This window comes from Paenibacillus sp. FSL K6-1217 (genome assembly GCF_045040735.1).
GTDB lineage: Bacteria > Bacillota > Bacilli > Paenibacillales > Paenibacillaceae > Paenibacillus_AQ.
The window spans coordinates 1949346-1970062 of the sequence record NZ_CP150271.1 but is presented as its reverse complement, the minus strand read 5'-3'; the positions used below and the strand labels follow the sequence as shown (position 1 = coordinate 1970062).

The 20717-nt window shown below is 53.9% G+C and carries 19 protein-coding genes; 11 read left to right on the top strand and 8 right to left on the bottom strand.

The genetic code is table 11. The features are described from left to right. The first annotated feature begins 5 nt into the window (after nucleotides 1-5). The 3 genes from ybaK (at nucleotide 6) to MHH28_RS08665 (ending at nucleotide 2489) form a co-directional block, all read left to right on the top strand. Entirely contained in the window at nucleotides 6-482 is a 477-nt protein-coding gene (gene ybaK / locus MHH28_RS08675; protein ID WP_405113978.1) for a Cys-tRNA(Pro) deacylase, read from the top strand. Between the two features lie 167 nt (nucleotides 483-649). After that, a complete protein-coding gene (locus MHH28_RS08670; RefSeq protein WP_405113976.1) occupies nucleotides 650-1309 on the top strand; it encodes a TetR/AcrR family transcriptional regulator in 660 nt (219 codons plus the stop codon). Between the two features lie 34 nt (nucleotides 1310-1343). Beyond that, nucleotides 1344-2489, top strand: coding sequence for a choline esterase (locus tag MHH28_RS08665; protein WP_405113974.1), 1146 nt, complete (start codon nucleotides 1344-1346; stop codon nucleotides 2487-2489). Here the strand turns inward: MHH28_RS08665 and MHH28_RS08660 are convergent. The 4 genes from MHH28_RS08660 to MHH28_RS08645 form a co-directional block, all read right to left on the bottom strand. Further along, a complete protein-coding gene (locus MHH28_RS08660; protein ID WP_405113972.1) occupies nucleotides 2486-3307 on the bottom strand; it encodes a phosphotransferase in 822 nt (273 codons plus the stop codon). The genes MHH28_RS08665 and MHH28_RS08660 overlap by 4 nt on opposite strands. Before the next feature lie 34 nt (nucleotides 3308-3341). After that, nucleotides 3342-4094, bottom strand: coding sequence for a YdcF family protein (locus MHH28_RS08655; RefSeq protein WP_405113970.1), 753 nt, complete (start codon nucleotides 4092-4094; stop codon nucleotides 3342-3344). Between the two features lie 374 nt (nucleotides 4095-4468). Then, entirely contained in the window at nucleotides 4469-4837 is a 369-nt protein-coding gene (locus tag MHH28_RS08650; protein ID WP_405113967.1) for a cupin, read from the bottom strand. Further along, nucleotides 4837-5805 carry a helix-turn-helix domain-containing protein gene (locus MHH28_RS08645; protein WP_405113965.1) on the bottom strand — a complete coding sequence of 323 codons (969 nt, stop codon included), beginning with the start codon at nucleotides 5803-5805 and terminating at the stop codon, nucleotides 4837-4839. Before MHH28_RS08645 ends, MHH28_RS08650 begins: the two co-directional genes overlap by 1 nt. A gap of 175 nt (nucleotides 5806-5980) precedes the next feature. On the opposite strand from MHH28_RS08645, the gene MHH28_RS08640 reads away from it, so the two are divergent. Beyond that, nucleotides 5981-8098 carry a glycoside hydrolase family 52 protein gene (locus tag MHH28_RS08640; RefSeq protein WP_405113962.1) on the top strand — a complete coding sequence of 706 codons (2118 nt, stop codon included), beginning with the start codon at nucleotides 5981-5983 and terminating at the stop codon, nucleotides 8096-8098. Between the two features lie 420 nt (nucleotides 8099-8518). Here MHH28_RS08640 and MHH28_RS08635 read toward each other — a convergent pair whose 3' ends face one another. The 3 genes from MHH28_RS08635 to MHH28_RS08625 form a co-directional block, all read right to left on the bottom strand. Further along, nucleotides 8519-9625 (bottom strand): glycoside hydrolase family 88 protein, encoded by a 1107-nt coding sequence (locus MHH28_RS08635; RefSeq protein WP_405113960.1) that lies wholly within the window; start codon nucleotides 9623-9625, stop codon nucleotides 8519-8521. Between the two features lie 122 nt (nucleotides 9626-9747). Then, the gene (locus MHH28_RS08630) at nucleotides 9748-10605 is read right to left on the bottom strand and encodes a helix-turn-helix domain-containing protein (protein ID WP_405113958.1); all 858 of its coding nucleotides are present in this window, start codon (nucleotides 10603-10605) and stop codon (nucleotides 9748-9750) included. 125 nt (nucleotides 10606-10730) lie between these two features. Further along, entirely contained in the window at nucleotides 10731-11831 is a 1101-nt protein-coding gene (locus MHH28_RS08625; RefSeq protein WP_405113956.1) for an endospore germination permease, read from the bottom strand. A 175-nt stretch (nucleotides 11832-12006) separates the two neighbouring features. Here MHH28_RS08625 and MHH28_RS08620 point away from each other — a divergent pair, with 175 nt between their 5' ends. The 7 genes from MHH28_RS08620 (at nucleotide 12007) to MHH28_RS08590 (ending at nucleotide 19599) form a co-directional block, all read left to right on the top strand. Further along, nucleotides 12007-13515: a spore germination protein gene (locus tag MHH28_RS08620; protein ID WP_405113953.1), complete on the top strand. Its 1509-nt coding sequence runs from the start codon at nucleotides 12007-12009 to the stop codon at nucleotides 13513-13515. A 1-nt stretch (nucleotide 13516) separates the two neighbouring features. Beyond that, entirely contained in the window at nucleotides 13517-14740 is a 1224-nt protein-coding gene (locus tag MHH28_RS08615; RefSeq protein ID WP_405113951.1) for a Ger(x)C family spore germination protein, read from the top strand. Nucleotides 14741-14746: 6 nt separating this feature from the next. Beyond that, nucleotides 14747-14977: a hypothetical protein gene (locus tag MHH28_RS08610; protein ID WP_405113949.1), complete on the top strand. Its 231-nt coding sequence runs from the start codon at nucleotides 14747-14749 to the stop codon at nucleotides 14975-14977. Between the two features lie 186 nt (nucleotides 14978-15163). Then, nucleotides 15164-16702, top strand: a complete 1539-nt coding sequence (zwf, locus tag MHH28_RS08605) for a glucose-6-phosphate dehydrogenase (protein WP_405113947.1) — start codon at nucleotides 15164-15166, stop codon at nucleotides 16700-16702. Nucleotides 16703-16754: 52 nt separating this feature from the next. Continuing rightward, the gene (gene gnd, locus MHH28_RS08600; protein ID WP_405113945.1) at nucleotides 16755-17648 is read left to right on the top strand and encodes a phosphogluconate dehydrogenase (NAD(+)-dependent, decarboxylating); all 894 of its coding nucleotides are present in this window, start codon (nucleotides 16755-16757) and stop codon (nucleotides 17646-17648) included. Between the two features lie 364 nt (nucleotides 17649-18012). After that, the gene (locus MHH28_RS08595; protein WP_405113943.1) at nucleotides 18013-18207 is read left to right on the top strand and encodes a hypothetical protein; all 195 of its coding nucleotides are present in this window, start codon (nucleotides 18013-18015) and stop codon (nucleotides 18205-18207) included. 99 nt (nucleotides 18208-18306) lie between these two features. After that, nucleotides 18307-19599 (top strand): serine dehydratase subunit alpha family protein, encoded by a 1293-nt coding sequence (locus MHH28_RS08590; RefSeq protein WP_405113941.1) that lies wholly within the window; start codon nucleotides 18307-18309, stop codon nucleotides 19597-19599. A gap of 31 nt (nucleotides 19600-19630) precedes the next feature. On the opposite strand, the gene MHH28_RS08585 is transcribed toward MHH28_RS08590, so the two are convergent. Beyond that, nucleotides 19631-20686 carry an ankyrin repeat domain-containing protein gene (locus tag MHH28_RS08585; RefSeq protein ID WP_405113939.1) on the bottom strand — a complete coding sequence of 352 codons (1056 nt, stop codon included), beginning with the start codon at nucleotides 20684-20686 and terminating at the stop codon, nucleotides 19631-19633. Between the last annotated feature and the right edge of the window lie 31 nt (nucleotides 20687-20717).

Sequence of the window (20717 nt, the reverse complement as noted above, 5' to 3'; positions counted from 1 at the left end):
GGCAAATGAACAAAACCAATGCCATGCGCATACTGGATGCAAGGAAGACAAGCTACACTATCCATACCTACGACAATGAGGACGGATTAATTCACGGAACGGCGGTGGCTGAGAAGATTGGCCTGCCTCCTGAGACGGTATTCAAGACACTGGTCGCACATAGCGGTCCGCAGCCTTATGTCTATGTGATTCCGGTTGCGGAAGAACTGGATCTGAAGCGGGCAGCCAGAGCCGCCGGCGTGAAGAAGATCGAGCTGCTGCCGCTGAAGGAGCTGTTGAAGCACACGGGCTATATCCGCGGGGGCTGTTCCCCGGTCGGGATGAAGAAGCTCTATCCTACGTTTATTCACAGCAGTGCCGAGGAGCAGCAGAGGATCGCGGTCAGCGCAGGGCGGGTTGGCGTACAGATGGAGCTTGAATCTAAGCTGCTGGCGGAAGCGGTGTCTGCAGTATTTACTGATTTGATTAAAGAGCAATTGTAGCGGGTAAAGCCGGGACTCCTATGGGTATAGGGTTCCGGCTTTTGTTATTCGTTCGGGATTGATTTGGCGGCGGCGGGTACCCGGATCAACGCTTTGGACGGTTTGACATGTGAATCAATTATCGTTATAGTGTGAATAGGTTCACACTTCTCATTAAGGAGGAATTTATGCCGAAAAATACTTTCTTTCGTTTGGATGAACTAAAGCGCGAGGAACTAGCCAATCGTGCTATGCAGCTTTTTGTTGATCATCTGTACGAGGATATATCGATGAAGATGGTTTTGGATAGCTTGTCCATGCACCCCGGAACCTTCTACCGGTATTTTGAAGACAAGGATGATCTGTATTGTCACTTGATCCGTAAGGTGATGCAGAAAAGAGCTGCGTTTTTTAATACCCGTAATGAAGATTCCCTTTCCCGTTTCTTCCTTACAGGCTTATTGGGCAACGTTAATGGCGCTCTGACCGAGCCGCTGAATGAACTGGAGATCAAACTCACTGAAACATTTTTACACATTCCCGAGAGCATTTTGCTAAAAGTCTATCTGGAGGTGCTCAAGGGGCAGTCGTTCCCCCTTATCAAGGATGTTTTACGCCGGATGAGGATTGAAGGAGATTTACGGCCTGATATTGACGACGATCTGATTTCCTTTATGTTTGAGTCCATGCAGTTTAATCTAATCATGTTCTTTAGAGAATTTGATATTAAGGATGCTAAGCTGCAACAGAAGATCAGCAGGTACTTCACTGACTTTATGGGTCATGGGCTGCTGGAAGATCATAAATATGCTGAAATGGTCAGGGATTTCAAGAAAGCTAAGGAATAGACAGAATTCACTGAATAGAAGGAGGAACAAGAGAATGAAAGCTTATGACGCATTTCCAGAACCTGTTGGCGGTTATATTGCCGGTCGAACCCAGATGGATTTTGAGTATACGGCATCAGATCATTCAACCAGAGAACTGACAGCGTTTGTGTACTATCCGTCCGACAGTAGCGAAGGTAAGACTACATCAGTCTACATGTTTCCTGAAGTCCGCGAGATGCTCAAGGAGCAGCCGCTCGTCACCGGGTATATTACAGGGGATATTTTCTCTATAGATGTCAAGACCCGGTGTTACGATGACCTTTCGCTCTCTGCAAAGGACAAGCGCTATCCGGTGTTATTCTATGTTTGCGGCGGGGGCGGTTCTCCGGAGTGGGGGACAGTGCTCTGTACAGACTTGGCGAGCCTGGGATATGTTGTGGTAAGCATCGGCCATCCGAACAGCACAATGTACAAGCGCAAAGACGGGCGCCTGTTCAATGTATCCAAGGGTTTCTCGGATGCCATTATGTCGTTGGGGGAAGATCCGCAGATGCTGGCGCTGGCTGGTGCAAGGGAGATGCGGCCTGACGATGAGACGGCCATCCGGATGAACCGCAACGTGCTTGCACTCCCGGTAATTTCCAATGTTACAGAGTATAGTGAATTGCAGGCAGAAGATGTACGGGTTGTAGCTGATTATCTGTACACATTGGACGCTGGAGAGGTGGACTCCATCTTTAAGGGCAGATTGCTCCTTGACACCGGCATGGGCATCGTCGGACATTCGTATGGAGGGCTTACGGCGGCGATGGTTTGCCGGGATGACGAGCGGTTCGCCTGCGGGATTGGCTTGGATAGCGGTGCGTTCGGCCTTCTGGACAGCAACCTTAACAAGCCATTCCTGCTATTGTTTTCTGAACCGAACTATAATATGAATGCGATAATTGGTGCTAACAATAGCAGGGAGACTTATTATTTCTCTGTTGACCGTGTGGCCCATTTAGACTACTGCGATATCGTGTTTACAGGCGTAAATGAGGAGCTCCGAGGCGAACGTGATGCCGGGGAGATGCGAAATTTGATTACAGATTATTCGAAGAACTTTTTTGGTCATTATATCCTGCAGAACGCTTCAAATGTGGAAAGTCTGGCATACGATGGCGTAGACTTGATCAAGAAGACCGTACCTAAGGTTTAAGGATTGCGCAAGGTCCATTCGCTGTAATGGCCGGCTACGATCCGGATTTCGCGCTCATAGTGTGCCAGGTGGCCTTCTTCCACCATTTTGACAAAAGCGGGGTTGCCCGCTTCGGCCCCCTGCTTCAGCGTATCGCACATTGCGGTGAGCCGCCGGATCACCCATGCATCCAGATCTTCAGGGACAGGAAGTCCATAGGCTTCAAAAAACAGCTGAATCCGCCGCTGCCGGTCCGCCGCATGCAGGTCTGCCTGGTAAGGTACCGTGGAGCCTGTCAGATAGTCAGGTGCGAAGCCGGCAAGCGGAACAGTGGTGTAGAGGGTATAGGCAATATCCCACAGGCGCGGGCCCGGCCCGGCCATGTCGAAATCAATCAGCGCCACGGGTGTATGATGCCGAAACACCACGTTGTACAGCGCCGCATCATTATGGCAGATCACCTCATAAGCGGCTGGATCGGCATAAGGGAGCTGCCACTCCGTATGAATACTATCCGTCACGAATCCAACCGTTGCATCATGATAGCTGCGTAACAGACGCGCCAGGCCCGTGAGGGTCTCTTCAGACCACATGTAGGGCTCCAGCTCAGGATAGGTGTTCCCAGGAACCTCGCCGGGAATGAACGATAGAATCTCGCGCCCCGCTTCATCCACGCCCATGAATGTTGGTGCACCTTCGAAATTCTGCTGCTCCAAATGCTGTAGCAGTGCATGAATACTTGTGCTCCAGCTCCCCGTGGGACGGCGGACGGTGTCTCCCTTGCGGATAATCTCGTTTATATTTCCTCCGGTTAACTTCTCTTCATCATAAGGGTTCATTGGTTACAGATACCTCGCTTTATTAGTAGGCCGGCTAAGGCATCAGCTTCGCGGCGATTAAGCCCAGATACTCCTTCAGTGCAAGTCCGGTGGTGGAGACGGCTCCGGCGGACGGAGTGAATTTGCTTACATAGAGTGACATAGGACGGCTGGCCTGGAAATCTACCGGAAAAGGCTGCGGTGTAAGTCCGGCATGCTCGAACTGGACCATGCTGCGCGGCATATGGAAGCCGGAGGTCACCAGCACGGGACGGCTGAAGCCGTGTTCATGCATGAGCTTCGCGGTGTTGACCGCATTCTGCTCGGTGTTGAGCGAGCGGTTCTCCGGCAGGATGTCCTCGGCGGGGATGCCAAGGCCGATGAGCTGCCGCCGGGCGATATCCGCTTCATTGCCGCTGTCGGCGAACACCTGTCCCCCGGAGAAAATGATCGGCAGGCCGGTGTTGTGGTACAGCCGCACGGCCGCCAGCAGCCGGTTCGCCGCCGGACCGGACATATTGCCTTGCCCGTCCAGATCCGGGGTGCCGGAGGTGGCTCCGCCGCCGAGGATTACGATCACATCCCCCTCTGCGGCAGCAGGCTGAGGGTACTTCCGCTCCAGGCTCCCGATCAGCGTGTCGCTGACGGCAGAGGTCATCGACAGATAGAGCAGCAGGGTGATGCCCAGCAGGACTATCGCCGGGCGGCGGTTTTTGCTCCACAGCCAGACTGTCATTCCCAGCAGCAGCAGCACGAATATCCCGGGCGGCAGGACGAAGCTGTATACGAATTTAATGAGATAGATCAAGAGTTCACCAACTTTTAGAGATTGTGATATAAGACATTTAACAAGAAATCCAATTCACCCGCATAGCAGGTCATTTTTGGTTGTATGGTTCTACGGGTCCGTCTGGAGTTTCCGGCTTCACAGGGCTGATTTGGCGATCCGGCGCTGCGCTGCTTCGTGCTTCAGGTGCCCTCCATGCGCGCTCTCGGTGATCTTCCAGCTGAAGCGGACTGAGATTCCGCTATTTTGCCAAAATCACGTGTGTTAGGGCCGAAACGGACTGAGAATCCGCTAATAGGTAATTTTGAGCCTCAGAGGACACCTGTTAGGACGCATAACGGAATCTCAGTCCGATTGTCCCAGAATTTCACCTGATTTGCTCATATAGCGGAATCTCAGTCCGCTCCTTTGTCAGTTAGAGTCATGTAGGCGGCAGGGTTTAGTGAATCACTTTCAATCATAACCGCTGTCAATCCTGAATCTGTGCGGGTCTCATGCCACTCCCCCTGCTCCCAAAAGACTGCTTGGCCCGCAACAACAGCTGTGAATTCCGCTTCCTCTCCCCGCACATATCCTTCACCGTTCAGAATCAGCAGCAGTTGTGAAGAAGCAGCCTGATGATACCCGATGTTTCCTTGCTCACCTAGATATACGCAACCTATATGAGCTTGCTCTTCTGTCTGAATGATACGGGAGAGGATGAAGTCGGACTGGAAGGCGGAAATGGATTTACCGGTATCTCTGCCGAAATGATAGATCTCCATTAGACACCTCCTTGTGTGTGCTTCCCGGTGAACAACGCGTGCCCGTCCGTCTTGCCCGGCTCCTCCGTGAGCTGGCGGTAGCCCATGGGGGGCAGGCCGGTCCAGCGCTTGAACTGCTTACTGAAATGAGACACATCGCGGTAGCCCAGCCGGTAGGCGATGCTCTCTACAGACAGGCTGTTGTCCAGCAGCAGCAGCTTTGCATGGCGGATAATGAGATCGGAGAGATACTGCCTCGGCGGCAGCCCGTAGATCTGCCGGAAGGCACGGTTGCAGTGGCTCGGGCTATAGCCGAGCCTGGCCGCGATCTCCTCGATGCTGCCAGCTCTGCTGCCGGTTGCCGCAGCGGTGAAGACGGATTCCTGCAGCAGTCCTTCAATGGTATTCGCTAGGGCAACGGTCTTCTCCGTCACGCCTGGCAGGGTGCTCCGGGCAGGGGAAGGCAGGGCAGCCAGCACCCAGCCGGTAAGGGCGGCGAAGAACTGGAGCGAAGCATTCAGCATCACCAGCCGGCCCCGCTGCGCATCGCTGGCCTCCGGGAGAATGGTCGAGCGGATGATGTCATCCAGGGAGGAACGGATTGCCTTCAGCTCCGGGGTGGCTCCGCTTAGACTGACGGTATCCATCGTCATCAAGGAGCGGCGCAGAACCAGATCGTCAATATCGAAGTGGAGGCAATAATAAGACATCTCATCCCCTGCGGCTGCGCCCAGACTGGAATGCAGCACACCGGGGCGGATGAACAGAATGTCGCCGCTCTCCTGGATGTAGGATTGTCCGCCTACGGCCATGTGCTGCGAGCCCTGCAGAACGATGTTGATCTCGAACATCGGGTGAGTGTGGGCCGGATATTGCCACTCCTTATTCACCTTGCGCCAGTGGGCGGCAAAGAGATGAAAGGCAGCTTGAACATCCGGGGACATGCGTCCATCCATGGAATGCTGTGTGCCGGGATCTAATACGTTCATGTTCAACCTCTTCTTTGTTAAAAGATGGATCTATTATAGCATAGGCCGCTGCGTCCGATTGATTTGTCCAAATAATTGGCGGCTTTGCGCCTGTTGCCTGAGGGGAGGTAACGCTATCCTATAGCTAGGAGCCCGGCACTGCCGGGACACAGCCTGGAGGGAGTGCATTTACTGTATGCCAACGAACAAATTTTTCAACGCCCATCATTCACCGATTGGATCATTCTCAAGCTTCACCCTCGGATTTCAAGGAGCGTCCGGCGGCTTCGACCTGGAACTGGGCAGACCGCCGAGACAGAACATATATATTGGCCTTGCGCGCAAGGACGGCCGCGGTTACGATACCTTGCCCTTCCATGAGCAGGGCAGCGACGATGAGAGCAAGCGCTACGACATCGAGAACCCGGACCCGAGCCCGGATAAGCCGCAGACTCTCTTTCACTTCGGGGAGGACGAGATTACGCGCGATTTCCGGCTCTCTACGGACAGCTGGCAGGCGGGCGATCTGACCTTCCGCATTCTGTCGCCGGTCCGGCCGGTTCCGGACCCTGAGACAGCCACGGACGCAGAGATGAAGGAAGCGCTGCTGCCAGCCGTGCTGGTAGAGCTTGAAGTCGATAACACTGCGGGCAGCTCTGCACGCCGTGCCTTCTTCGGCTTCCAGGGGAATGACCCGTATAACGCCCTGAGAAGATTCGATGGCGGCCGGGAGGAGCTGACGGGTGTCGGCCAGGGCCGGTTCCTGGCGATTGCCGCGAAGCAGGGAAGTGTTAAGGCGGCAATGCATTTTACGATGGAGGATATTCTTGCAGCGGAGCTGGAGGAGAACTGGACGTTCGGGCTGGGGCAGGTTGGTGCGCTTATTATGGATGTGCCCGCCGGTGAGCGCAAGGTGTACCAGTTCGCCGTCTGCTTCCACCGCTCCGGCTATGTGACATCAGGAATGGATGCGAGTTATTACTATAACCGCTATTACAGCAATGTAGAAGCTGTTGCGGAATACGCGTTATCCCAGTTCGACGCGCTGAAGAAGCAGGCCGAAGAGGCCAACGGGATGCTGGAGGGAACGGGCCTCAGTGACGACCAGACCTTCATGCTTGCTCACGCCATCCGCAGCTATTACGGCTCAACCGAACTCTTGGAGTACAAAGACCAGCCGTTCTGGGTCGTCAACGAAGGCGAATACCGGATGATGAACACCTTCGATCTTACGGTAGACCAGCTGTTCTACGAGCTGAAGATGAACCCGTGGACCGTACGCAATGAGCTGGATATGTTCGTAGACCGGTTCAGTTATGTGGACACCGTCCGTTTCCCGGGAGATAGCACCGAGTATCCGGGCGGACTTAGCTTCACGCATGATATGGGAGTAGCCAACGCCGTGTCGCGTCCGGGATATTCCTCTTATGAGCTGTACGGCATTGACGGCTGCTTCTCGCATATGACCCACGAGCAGTTGGTCAACTGGATTCTCACTGCGGCAACCTATGTGGAGCACACGGGCGACCGCAGCTGGATGGAGCGCAATCTTACCGTTCTGGAGAGCTGCCTGCAGAGCATGCTGAACCGGGATCATCCCGACCCGGCACAGCGTAACGGTGTGATGGCACTCGACAGCTCGCGGACCATGGGCGGTGCGGAGATTACGACCTATGACAGTCTGGATGTCTCATTGGGCCAGGCGCGCAACAATATTTATCTGGCGGGAAAATGCTGGGCTGCTTATCTGGCGATGGAGCGGATTTTCCGTGACAACGGCAATACGGAGCTGTCTCAGACTGCCGGCCGGCAAGCTGAGCTGTGTGCGGCAACGATTGTGGCGAGTGTGACCGAAGGCGGCTACATCCCGGCGGTTATCGGCGAAGGCAATGACTCCAAGATTATCCCGGCCATCGAAGGCCTGGTGTTCCCTTACTTCACCGGCTGCAAGGAGGCGTTGGAGCGCGGGGGACGGTTCGGCGATTATATCGCAGCGCTGGACAATCATCTGAAGGCTGTGCTTGTTGAGGGTGTCTGCCTGTTCGAAGACGGCGGCTGGAAAATCTCCTCCACCAGCAACAACAGCTGGCTGAGCAAAATCTATCTCTCCCAGTTCATCGCCAGAGAGATTCTCGGCCTGGAATGGGAGGAGCAGGGACGCGCAGCGGACCGTGCCCACACGGCCTGGCTTACGCATCCGCAGCTCTCCATCTGGAGCTGGAGCGACCAGATTATCTCCGGCGAGATCACCGGCAGCAAATATTACCCGCGCGGGGTGACGGCGATATTGTGGCTGGAGGAGCAGAAGAGATAGAGGGGCACTATTGTCCCTCATATGCAGCTTCTGCTAACTTAGGCGACTTCAGAGGCATGCGGAAAACCGAACACAATGTGCCTGTGTGAGCGTGTGAGGCGAAATGTATGCGGAAAACCGAACACAATGTGTCTGCGTGAGTGCGGATGGCGAAATGTATGCGGAAAACCTAACACATTGTAGCAGCTTGAGCGCGTATGGCCGAATGTATGTGGAAAACCGAACACATTGAAGCAGCATGAGTGCGCGTGTGCCAAATGTATGCGGAAAACCGAAGACATTGTGCACAGGCGAGCTTGCACGGAACAAATATGGCAGGGCTGCAAACACAAACAAGCGAATCTCCTAAAAATGGAGATTCGCTCTTTGTGTTACGTGCTGTCCGCTGGCAGCGCGGGTGTTCGCTTCTCTTAGAGTTGACTAGAAAATCCGGTGCTTCCAGCCGTTCAGCTTGGCGACCGCTTCCACGTAGAAGTAGTCGCCGTAGATCAGCGACACATCCATGTGGGAGTCGCCGCTGACTGCGCCATGCAGCAGAATGGCTTCATGCCCGGGCTGATCCCAGGTGGCATAGCTCTCGGTCAGGGAACGCAGAATCCGCTCTGCGGCACTCGCGTACAGGCTCTTCTCACCGGCAGGCAGGATGTCTGCCAGCTCCAGCAGGCCGGAGGCCGCGATGGCTGCGGCAGAGCTGTCTCTGGCTATGCGCTTGTCGTCAGCCAGCCGGAAGTCCCAGTGCGGTACCTGATCCTCCGGAAGGGCGGCGATGAAGTAATGGGCGATTCTTTTGGCGGTATTCAGGAACCGCTCATCTCCGGTGTGGCGGTACGTGTTAATGAAGCCGTACAGCCCCCAGGCAGCGCCCCGGCTCCAGCAGGACTCTGCGGAATAACCCTGGCCGCCAAAGTTCTCCAGATAAGCGCCGGTTGCGGGATCGAAGGAGAGGATGTGCTTCGTCGATCCGTCCTCACGCACGCCGTACTGCATGGCGGTCTCGGCATGGCTGACCGCGATCTGTCTGTAGCGCGGATCACCGCTTACCCGGCTGGCCCAGAACAGCAGCGAGATATTCATCATGCAGTCGATGATGACCCAGCCGTACTTGTCCCCGTTCCAGGCCCGGATGAACCGGCCCGCCGGGTTATAGCGTCCCGCCAGGAAGTTGGCCGCTTCCAGCCCCCGGCGCAGTCCATCCGCATCGCCCGTCAGGGTGTTCTTGATCACCGCTGTGGTCAGGAACTGGAATCCGACATCGTGATGCAGCTCTTCGCTGGGCCTAACAAACCACTGCTCCAGCGTCTTGTCCCAATCCCACGCAGCGTTCTTATACAATTCCTTGCCAGTCATGTCCTGCATGATCCAGAGCATTCCCGGCCAGAAGCCGGAGGTCCACCAGTCCGTAGCGGGACTGTCGTATCTGCCGTCTTCTCCGGCCAGATGCGGGCTTCTCCCGCCGATCTGCTCTATCATCTTCGTTACCTTCGCGTCCAGACGGTTCATTACTTCCTGCCAATAAGCTGTAGTCATCTGAGGCCTCCACATGAAAAAAGATTATGGCTTCAGTATAACGCCCCGCAGAGACAGAAAGTTGTTATTTGATATGACAAAATGTTGTTTTATTGTTATGTCATGTTCCCCGCAAGCTCCTCTCAGATTCCCTTGCGGTACTGCAGCGGAGGGATTCCCAGCACCCGCTTGAACAGCTGGTTGAAGTAGGAAGGATTAGGGAATCCGACAGCAATGCCGATTCGCTCCACAGGCAGATCTGTCGTTTCCAGCAGCCGGCAGGCCTGCTTAAGCCTCCTGGCTGTAAGATAATCTACCAGCCGCCCGCCGGTCTCCTGATGAAAGACCCGAGACACGTAGGATTTCGACAGATGGGTCTGCGCCGCGAGCTGCTCCAGACTGATCTCTTCATGGTAATGGGCTTCAATCCAGTTCATGATCTGCTCCGAATAGCGGAGCTTCCGCCGTTCTCCGGCATGAATCAGTGACTGCTCCCCCGTACCAAGACAGCTAAGCATCTGCAGAAGCAGCATGGAGATATCCTCGGTCTCTTCTAGGGAGGATTGGCTCCGGCACTGGTTGTAATTGGCATAGATCCACTCCATGGTCTCTTTGCGGTCGCTGAGATCGAAGCCGCAGTAAGGATTGTTGCCCTGCCATAGAGCAGTGAAGACGGCCTTCCTTTTGGGGAAGTCCTGTAGCAGCTGTCCGGCAGACTGCGGGTCGAGATAGAAGATGGTGCGGACGAACGGTCGCTCCGGGGAGACTTCCGAATAGATCCGGTGCAGCTGATAAGGCTGGAAAAAAAACAGCATCCCCGGACGGATATCATACATCTGCTGGTTGACTACAATACTTCCTTGTCCGCGGTGCACGAACATGATCTCACAGCACTGATGCCAGTGGTAATACCCTTTGTAATGATCGTCGGTATAGATTTGGTACTCCCAGATCAGCAACTGCCGGTAATCGAACAGTACAGGCTCGAACAGCTGTTTCATAACACGCTCTGACGCCTCCAATAAGACAAAATACAAACATTTTATTATAACCCATTATAACTTTCTGCTCCTTCAGGCGCTACAATAAAAAGCAAACTTACATTAGGCAGGGACTTCCTAGCTGCTTAGGGGGCAGCGGCGCGCTGCCTCACTTTGTATACTACGAGAATAAGCAGGGGAAGTCCGAGCGAAAGGGTCAGATTCCAGTCCACCCAGAATGGGGGGATTTCTTTGACATAGAAGACGATGTCCTTGGAGATAAGCTGAGACAGTCCGTAGATCAGGAACGCGACAGGGAAGATTAGAGGGCGGTGGCTTTTCAGCTTGAATATTTGCGCGGTTCCGAGTACAAAGGCATAGAAGTAGAGTGCTGTTTTGAAATAGGTCGTGATAATCCAGGCCGTAGCCATAAGTGCTTCGAGCCGCTGCAGAAAGTTGGCGATATTGATTTTTTGGGCCAGGATATAAGCGGCATAGAAATTATGCTCGGAGAAATAGACGCCGAGAACGGTCAGCGAGAGAAACAGAATCAGGTTCAGACCTGCTGCACCCAGGCAGAGCGCAATGAAGATATCACGGTTAATCTTACTGTTCTTGCGGGTATAGGGATAGACCATGAAGAATACACAGATCTCTCCGAAGGGATAAAATACGCCGATCATGATCGTATGCAGCATATCTGGCAGGGGTGTAGTCATCATAGGATAGATACGGTCCAGCCGGACCTGCGGAAATAAGAGCACCATCAGGGCCACCAGGAATAAGGCAAACAGCGGAAAGAACACCTGCGCTGCCCGGCCGACCGTCTCAAGCCCCAGACGCAGACCGTACACCAGCAGAACAATGCTCATGAACCGGATCACGCCGCCGGGAGTTCCCTCATAGATCTGGGTACACATGAAATCCTCAATTTCCCGGACATACGTAGAGGCCGCGATGATGAAGAAGAACAGATAATACCCGCCTACCGCGCTGCCTAACCATTTCCCCAGTACCTGCCTGCTGATCTCAATAATATTTTGGTCCGGACTGATATTCGCTACTACAACAAACAGGAAGACTAGTGCAATCCCCGGCGGAATGCTGAACAAGGCGGCGATCCAGGCATCCTGATGGGCTTCGGCAGTCATGGTTGTAGGATAGACCAGGGCCATATCCCCGATAAAGGTGAAAAGACCGAGGATTACCATCTGTGCTGTGCTGATCCGCTCTTTTTCAATGCTCATCTCTATCCCCCTTTACATGTGACCTCCAGGCCTATTAACCCGGAACTCCTCTTAGTATGGCACCCCCTTCCAGAATTATGTGAATCGAGTAAGGGTCTGATCTTAGGAATAATTATCAGGCAATGCTACCAAACTAACCGGAATAGAATGTTCACGGGAAGGAGAGGTTGCTTGGATGAAGAGTACGGTTGAGGGGAAATTGTCCAGCCGGCTGGAGGTCAATAATGAACAGCTGTACAAGCTGCTGGGCGAGAGCACTGACCTGGTGAGAAAACAGCTGAAGCTGGGAGAGCATACGGAGCTGGCTATTTTTTATATTGATGGCCTGATAGATAATCAGCTGCTACATAATTCAATTCTGTATTCCCTCCAGGAGGGACGGACCTCGGCTCTCCTGGAAGAACAGGACCCGGACAAGAAGATAGAAATCTTAACCAGCCGTGTGCTGATGGCCGGCGATCTTAGCGTGGTTCAGGATTACGCTGAGTTCGTACACGACCTGTTATCGGGCAACGTGATGCTGATGGTGGAGGGGACGGACTCAGGGCTGCGGATCGGGCTGCCCGGCTGGGAAGACCGCGGGGTAAGTGAACCCAGCTCGCAGTCTGTGGTCCGCGGACCTATGGAGGGGTTCAGCGAGAATCTGCGGACCAACACTGCGTTAATCCGGCGTAAAATCAAAGACAGTCAATTGTGGCTGGAAACGATACAGATCGGCCGTGTCACCCAGACCAGTGTCTCGATTATGTATCTCAGCCACATTGCGAATAAAGAGCTGGTGCAGGAAGTGAAGCGGCGTTTGAACAGCATTGATACGGACAGTATTCTGGAGAGCGGCTATATCGAGGAATTTATTCAGGACAAGGTGGCGACACCCTTCCCCACGATCTATAACAGTGACCGGCCGGATACCATCGCGGCGGGCATTTTGGAAGGGAAGGTGGCTATCTTAGTCGATGGCACCCCCTTTGTGCTGCTGGCCCCAACCGTATTTGTCTCCTTCTTTCAGTCGGCGGAGGATTATTACCAGCGGGCGGATATCTCTACCTTGCTGCGGTTCATCCGGTTTCTGGCCTTTTTCCTTACCTTGTTTGCCCCTGCGTTCTATGTGGCTATCACAACCTATCATCAGGAGATGATCCCGACCAATCTGGTGATCAGTCTGGCGGCCCAGCGGGAGACGGTGCCGTTTCCGACTTTTCTCGAAGCGATGATGATGGAGTTGACCTATGAGATTCTGCGGGAAGCAGGCGTGCGGATTCCTAAGAACGTGGGTCAGGCTGTATCCATCGTCGGAACGCTGGTCATCGGTCAGGCGGCGGTTGCGGCGGGGTTCATCTCCTCGGCTATGGTCATCATTGTATCTATTACAGCGATCTCAAGCTTTGTGATTCCCGAAGCCGGAATGTCCATCGCCGCACGTATTATCCGGTTTTTCCTGATTGCACTGGCCGGATTCATGGGGCTGTACGGAATATTGTGCGGAGTATTCATAGTAGTGCTGCATCTGGTCAGCCTGCGCTCCTTCGGCGTTCCTTATATGAGTCCGCTGGGGCCCTTCCGGCCGGCAGACCTTAAGGATTCTATCTTTAGGTTCCCCTGGCCGTTCCTGAGAACAAGACCGCAAGAGAATAGAACACAGAATCTGCACCGCCAGAACAGATCCAAACGCGGAGGTTCCTGATATGACAAGCCGAATAAAGAGAGCCGTTGCTGTTTGCCTTCCCCTCCTGTTGATTTCGCTGCTGCTTAGCGGGTGCTGGGAGAGGAAGGAGCTGAATGAACTGGCTTTTGTGCTGGCGCTGGGTCTCGATAAAGCGGAGAACGGCTACAACGTAACGATGCAGGTGGTCATACCCTCCTCGATCTCTTCACAGAATGCGGGAGGAACAGGGGGAAGCGGGGTTCCCGTGGTTGTGTATAATTTTACAGTGCCAACGGTCTATGAATCCCTCCGCAAGTTCAATCTGATCAGCTCCCGCTCCCCGTATCTGGGCCATATCCGGGTACTGGTGATCGGAGAAGAGCTGGCGCGGGAGGGGGTGGGCGAGACGCTGGATGTGATCAAAAGAAGCCGGGAGCCGCGCATGGACTTCTATGTGATGGTTGCACGGAAGACGACCGCCGAGAATGTTCTGAAGGTGCTGACCCCGCTGGACCGGCTGCCGGCTACTAAATTATTCAGTTCCCTGGATAAGTCCTACAAAATTTCTTCCAAGACCGTTGCGGTTACATTGGATCAATTCATCGAGGACCTGCTCCTCCAAGGGGAGAGTCCAGTGTTAACCGGAGTGGAGGTGGAGGGTGATCCCGAGGCAGGCAGTGAGAAAAGCAACGTGGAACAGACAGACCCCAGAACGAAACTTCGCTATGAGAGTGTGGCCGTATTCCGAAAGGATAAGCTGGTGGGCTGGATAGATGATAACTTAACGGTTGGCTTCAATTATGTGACTGATAATGTCACCAAGAATACAGGGCATTTCAAAGACGAAACCGGAAGCATGATTATTATAGAGGCGCTTACCTCCGCTACCAGCAGGAAGGTGAAAATCATAGACGGCGAGCCGCATATTTTTTTGAGTGTGGAAACGCTATCCAATGTGGAGGAAGTTGAAGGTGCGGATAAGCTGGATACGGAGGCGAAGATCAGATCACTTGAAGAGAAGACGGAGGCCCGGACTGTAAAGCGGATGAAAGATGCTGTAGATGGAATCAACAAGCAGTTCAATGTGGATATCTTCGGCTTCGGCCAGTCGATTTACCGTAAGAGCCCCAAGACATGGGAGAGGCTGAAGGAGCGGAAGGGAGAAGACTATCTCAGAACACTCCCTGTTCATTACGAGGCCAGTGTGACGATCAACCGGATCGGTACGATTGACAATTCATTTCTTGAAGAAATTAAGGAGTGAGACAGTATGCTGCTGGTGCTGATGTTTGCTCTGATTGCCGCAGGCTGTGCAGCCATGGATCTGTCCTCCTTGAAGGGCAGGCAGAAGCGGCGTGACCGTGTGGTCTGGGGTCTGCTGTGGATCGGCGGAATGGCTGCCACGATATGCACGCTGCTCAAAATTCAGGTTCCCAGCCCGCTGCTGCTGATTATATTCATCTACAAGCCGATCAATGATCTGGTATCTTCATGGTTCTGATCATGAGTTCGGAGCATCATAGCAGGTCTTCTAATGGAAGGCCTGCTATTTGGCATGTTTGGGTAATTATCGTAAATGTCGAATTGAGATTGACGAATTGATTTTATAGTCGTATGATGTGTTATAAAGTTCCTGAGTAATAATAAGTAACTATATAATAAAATAATAACAACGGGAGGAATGAAAGTGGAATCATCAACCTTTATACTTTTTGGCGCAACCGGGGACCTGGCGAAGCGAAAAATCTACCCCGCGATCTACAACCTGTTCGCTGATGGCAAGCTTTCCGGTCCTCTCTCTGTCATTGGGCTGGGCAGAAGAGAGCTCTCGAACGAGACGTTTCAGCGTCAGGTGCTTGATTCCCTGCGTACCTTCTCGCGCCGTCCGGTTGAGGATACAGCGGAGGTGCAGAATTTCCTGCGGGCTTTTGAATATAGTGTGCTGGATGTCGGTCGTCCGGAAGATTATGTGAAGCTGCTCCGTCATGTACAGCGCCGCGAGGAAGAGCTCGGATTGCCGCAGAACCGGATGTTCTATCTGTCTGTCGGTCCCGAATTCTTCGGGGAGATCGCCGTTAACATCAACGCCAGCGGTCTTGGGGATACTAGGGGCTGGAAACGCCTGATTATCGAGAAGCCGTTCGGCCGGGATCTGCAGTCGGCGCGGGTGCTGAATGAGAGCTTGAACGCGGCTTTTGCAGAGGAGGAGATCTTCCGTATTGACCACTTCCTCGGCAAGCCGATGGTGCAGAACCTGGAGGTATTGAAGTACTCTAACCCTGTGCTGCGGGCTTTATGGCAGAACCGGTATATCGCCAACGTTCAGATTACCGCCAGTGAAACGGTTGGGGTAGAAGAGCGGGCGGGGTACTATGACAAGGCTGGCGCGCTGCGCGACATGTTCCAGAACCATATGCTCCAATTGCTCATGATGATGGCGATGCAGCTTCCGAAGGGCAGTACACCAGAGGATGTGCGCAGCAAGAAACGCCATGTGATCCGCTCTGTACGTCCGCTGCTTGCGGAAGAAGTGACGCAGCATGTAGTGCGCGGACAGTATGCAGCGGGGGAGATGCGCGGACGGCAAGTGCCCGCATACACCGCTGAACCGGGGATCGAAGCCTCTTCACAGAACGAGACATACATTGCTGCACGCCTGTGGATCGATGATCCGCTGTGGAAGGATGTGCCGTTCTACATCCGTACAGGCAAACGCATGAAGGAGAAATCCACCCGGATTGTTATAGAATTCAAAGAGCCGTTTAATGATGTTCATAACAAGAACCGTAACCAGCTGCCGCTTGACCCTAACCTGCTGGTGATTGAGATTGGCCCGAATGAGGGCATCTCCCTGACGCTGAATACCAAAAACCCCCATCAGCATGGGGAGCTTGAACCGGTCAGCATTAAGCACGAGTCAGGTAATCCTGACCTGCCGGAAGCCTATGAGAATCTGATCTATGATGCGATGCTGGGCGATGCCACCTTCTTCGCCCATTGGGAGGAAGTAGAGCTGTCCTGGCAGTGGGTTCAGCCTATCATCGATGCCACAGCCGAAGGAAGTCTGCCGCTGGACCTGTATCCTGCCGGATCTAATGGCCCGGAGGCAGCAGACCAGCTCCTTGGCGAATTCCGCTGGTGGCTCGATGAACCGGAGAACGTGGAGCCTGCGCGAGTCCACCGGACAGCCGGGATGGAGCCGGAAGCCGTCCGTCCGGGAGCGTAAGCGGCGAACTTGAAACCCTAAGTAATGACTACAATACTCGGAGGGATTCGTAATGAAAGTCGGTTTAATTGGACTTGGCAAAATGGGCTTCAATCTGGGCCAGAACCTGCTGGAGCATGGTCACGAAGTGGCGGCATATGATGTGAATGCCGCTGCGGTACAGGAAATGACAGAACGCGGTGCGTCCGGGGCAGCAAGCCTGAAGGAGCTTACGGACAAGCTGGATGCCCCGCGTATTCTCTGGATCATGGTTCCCCATACTTTTGTAGATTCGGTTATTGCGGAACTGACGCCGTTGTTGTCCAAGGGAGATATAATCATTGAAGCCGGGAACTCTCATTATAAAGAGTCGATCCGCCGTCATGAGGAACTGGGTGCCCACGGGATTCATTTCCTGGATGCCGGAACCTCCGGCGGGATGGAAGGCGCGCGCAATGGGGCGTGTTACATGGTTGGCGGCGATGAGGAAGCGTGGACGGTCGTTGAACCGCTGTTCCGGGACACTGCGGTAGAGAACGGGTATCTGTACGCCGGTAAATCCGGGAGCGGACATTTCCTCAAGATGGTGCACAACGGCATTGAATACGGGATGATGGCTGCGATCGGTGAGGGCTTCGAGGTTCTGGAGAAGAGCGGGTATGATTTCGATTTCGAGCAGGTAGCCCGCGTCTGGAATAACGGCTCGGTGGTCCGCTCCTGGCTGATGGAGCTGATCGAGCGGGCCTTCTCCAAGGATGCCAAGCTGGAGGACATCAAAGGGATCATGCATTCCTCCGGGGAGGGACGCTGGACGCTGGAGACGGCCTTCGACCTCCAGGCTGCGACTCCGGTCATCGCCATGGCGCTGCTCATGCGCTACCGGTCGCTGGAGACCGATACCTTCACCGGCAAAGTGGTCGCCGCCCTGCGCAACGAATTCGGCGGCCATGCGGTGGAGTCGAAGTAAGACACTGCATAGCGGGCTGTCCCGAAAGTAGTTTTTCTATAGAGACAGCTCTCGCCCTTGCCTTTGTCCTTTGCATTGGTTGGTTTCTAATTTTGTACAGTATCAAATACAACAGAATGAGTTTTAGGGCACATTAAAGCGAAATCTATTGCATAAAATGCAATCAGTGTAGATAATACGGTGTTGCAACTCAACTTATATGGTTGTGTACAGGCTGTTTCAAGTAGTCATTCCATGACTCTTGGGACAGCCTGTTTATTTTGTTTCCACTTGTGCTGATAAGCTTCGGTTTCGCAGGCAGAATCAGACAACCCGCACGGAGCATATAAGTACATCAAACATAAATGGACGGGGGAGAGGACCGGTGTCCCAGAATCAGGAATTCAGAGTCTATCTGATTACGAAAAGAGATATTTTACGGTTTATTGTAGTTGAAATCATTATCGGCAGTATGACGTATAAGCTGGCTTTGAACATTTTTCATAATACGATTCTGGCGGGAGCGGGGGGCTGGGCCTGCACGGAAGGGCTGAAGCGGCTGGTGAAGCTGGGCGGGTGATGGGTAATAACGGGGATTCCCCGGACTGTCTATCTGATGTACTATATATAGAAACAGATATAGACACAGAAGGCAGACAGAGGGAATGGTGGTATACAGATGATGAACCTACTGGAAGTGTTACACAAAGAAATTGTGCCGGCAGAAGGCTGTACGGAACCCATCGCGGTTGCCTATGCCGTCTCATTGGCGGCTGAACTGGTGGAAGAGGAAATTACTTCAATTCAGCTGCTGCTCAGCGGGAATATCATCAAGAATGCGATGGGCGTAGGGATACCGGGTACCGGCCAGACCGGGCTGCCGATAGCAGCTGCTTTGGGGGCGGTGTTGCGCCGCTCGGAGCGGAAGCTGGAGATTCTGTCCGGGCTGACCCCGGAGGAGCTGGCAAGCGCAGAGGGGATGCTGGAGCGGAAGCTGCTGGAGGTTGAGCTGAAGGATACGCCGGAGAAGCTGTATATTGAAGCGAGAGTACACAGCAAGAACCATACCGCCACAGCGATCCTGGTGAAAGAACATACGAATGTGGAGTTCCTCGCGAAGGATGGCAAGCGGCTTGAGCCGAAGCTGGACAAGGCCGACTGCGGGGACCCGCATAGCCTGGACCCGGAGGAGTACTCCGTCTCGCTTGAAGACATCTATGCCTTCGTTCAGAATACACCGTTCGCGGATCTCCGCTTCCTGCTGGAGGGGGCGAGGATGAATAAGGCGATCTCGGACGAAGGTCTGCGCGGGGAGTATGGTCTTCAGGTAGGCCGGAAAATGAGCCAGCAATCGGCGCTCAATCTGTTCGGCGCAGATGTGGCGAACCGGATCATTGCCGCAACGGCAGCGGCCTCCGATGCCCGGATGGACGGCAGTGCCATGCCGGTAATGACTACGGCGGGCAGCGGCAATCAGGGGATTGCCTGCACCCTGCCGGTCATTGCCCTGGCCGAGCTCCTCGGCAAGGATGAGGAGACCCTTGCAAGAGCGATGGCGCTGAGCAATCTGATCACCATTCATGTCAAGCATTACATTGGCCGTCTCTCTCCGCTCTGCGGTTCAGGCATTGCCGGCGGAGTAGGGGCAGGCAGCGGCATTGTCTATCTGATGGGCGGCACGCTCGCGCAGATTAAACACTCCATTCAGAATACCATTGCATCTACCTCTGGTATGATCTGCGACGGTGCCAAGCCGACCTGCGCGCTCAAAATCTCCACGGCTACCAATGCGGCCATTCAGTCCGCCACCCTGGCCATGAACGATATCTCAGCAAGTCTCAATGATGGTGTTATCTTCGAGAAGGTGGAGGATACGATCAAGAATATGGAGACCCTGGTCCAGGAGGGGCTTGCCGCCACAGACCAGGCGATTCTGAATATTATGCTCTCCAAGGGAGCTGCTTCTTCATAGGGATAAGGACAAATATCGGATGTTTCAGCGTTCAGCGTTTGTAATCCGGTTGCGGCAAGGAAACAGGCTGTGGATTGGCTAGTACCCAATTCACGGCCATTTCGCATAATCGGGCCGGTTCATCATTGCCGTTGCCATGGCGCAGGTAACCGGCTAATTCCGCAGCTTCCTTCAGTTGCGCAGGGTCCAGAGGTGTGCCTGAGGCGAAGTGCAGAAGCAGTGCACTGAGCATTTTACGAAAATCCGCATCCCAGTTGCCTCCACCGTTATTCATGATTTCATAGGAGATCCGCCCTGTAATGCGAATGACCTCCCCTTGTACAGTAAGCGCGGGTCCTGAACCGGGGATGAGCGCCTCCCATAGCTCCTGATGCTGATCCTGCCACCTTGTGCTCTTAACCTCGATCTTAGAAACGCCGTCATGCATCACCCGCCCGGCTACAGGCTCCACACCGAACAGCTTGTACAGCTTGTCCAGGGCTGCAACGGTATCATCCAAGTAGTCTTTATTGAAATTAGCTTTGATGAATTCAAAATTCTTGCCGATCTTCGTCACGGATTCCCTCATCTCCGGTGTGACCTCTGCCCCGGCTGCAAGCATCACCTGCGCGATCTCAGCCATGCCGGTGATATCGGCATTCCGGCAATTGATCAAGCCCTTGGCCAGCGGGGTATTCCCGCGCTTGTTCACAGCATGGATGTTGGCGCCGTGAGCGATAAGATCACGGATCGCCCCAGTCCGGTAGTAGTTGACAGCGGCGTGCAGCGGGGTCTCGTCCTGATAATCCAGGGCTTCCAGCTCAGCACCAAGCTCGAGGAACAGCGGGATATTACCTGACCAGTTTCCGGCCTGCGAATGCAGCGGAGTACGCTGGTATTTATCCCTGGCGTTAATGTCAGCACCCTGCTCCACCAGCCAGCGGGCCAGCTCATCCGGAATTTGCCGGATGCTGAGTGCAGGTTCTTTGTAGGATCCCAAGGTTGCATTCCAGTCACATTGCTCAAAAACAGCCTTAAGTAGATCGATATCCCCTGATTTAACCAGCTCGCGGAAGTCCGCGGGTAAGGTTTTCCTCTTTGTGCCCATATCTAAACTTATCCCCTCTCAAAATGATCTC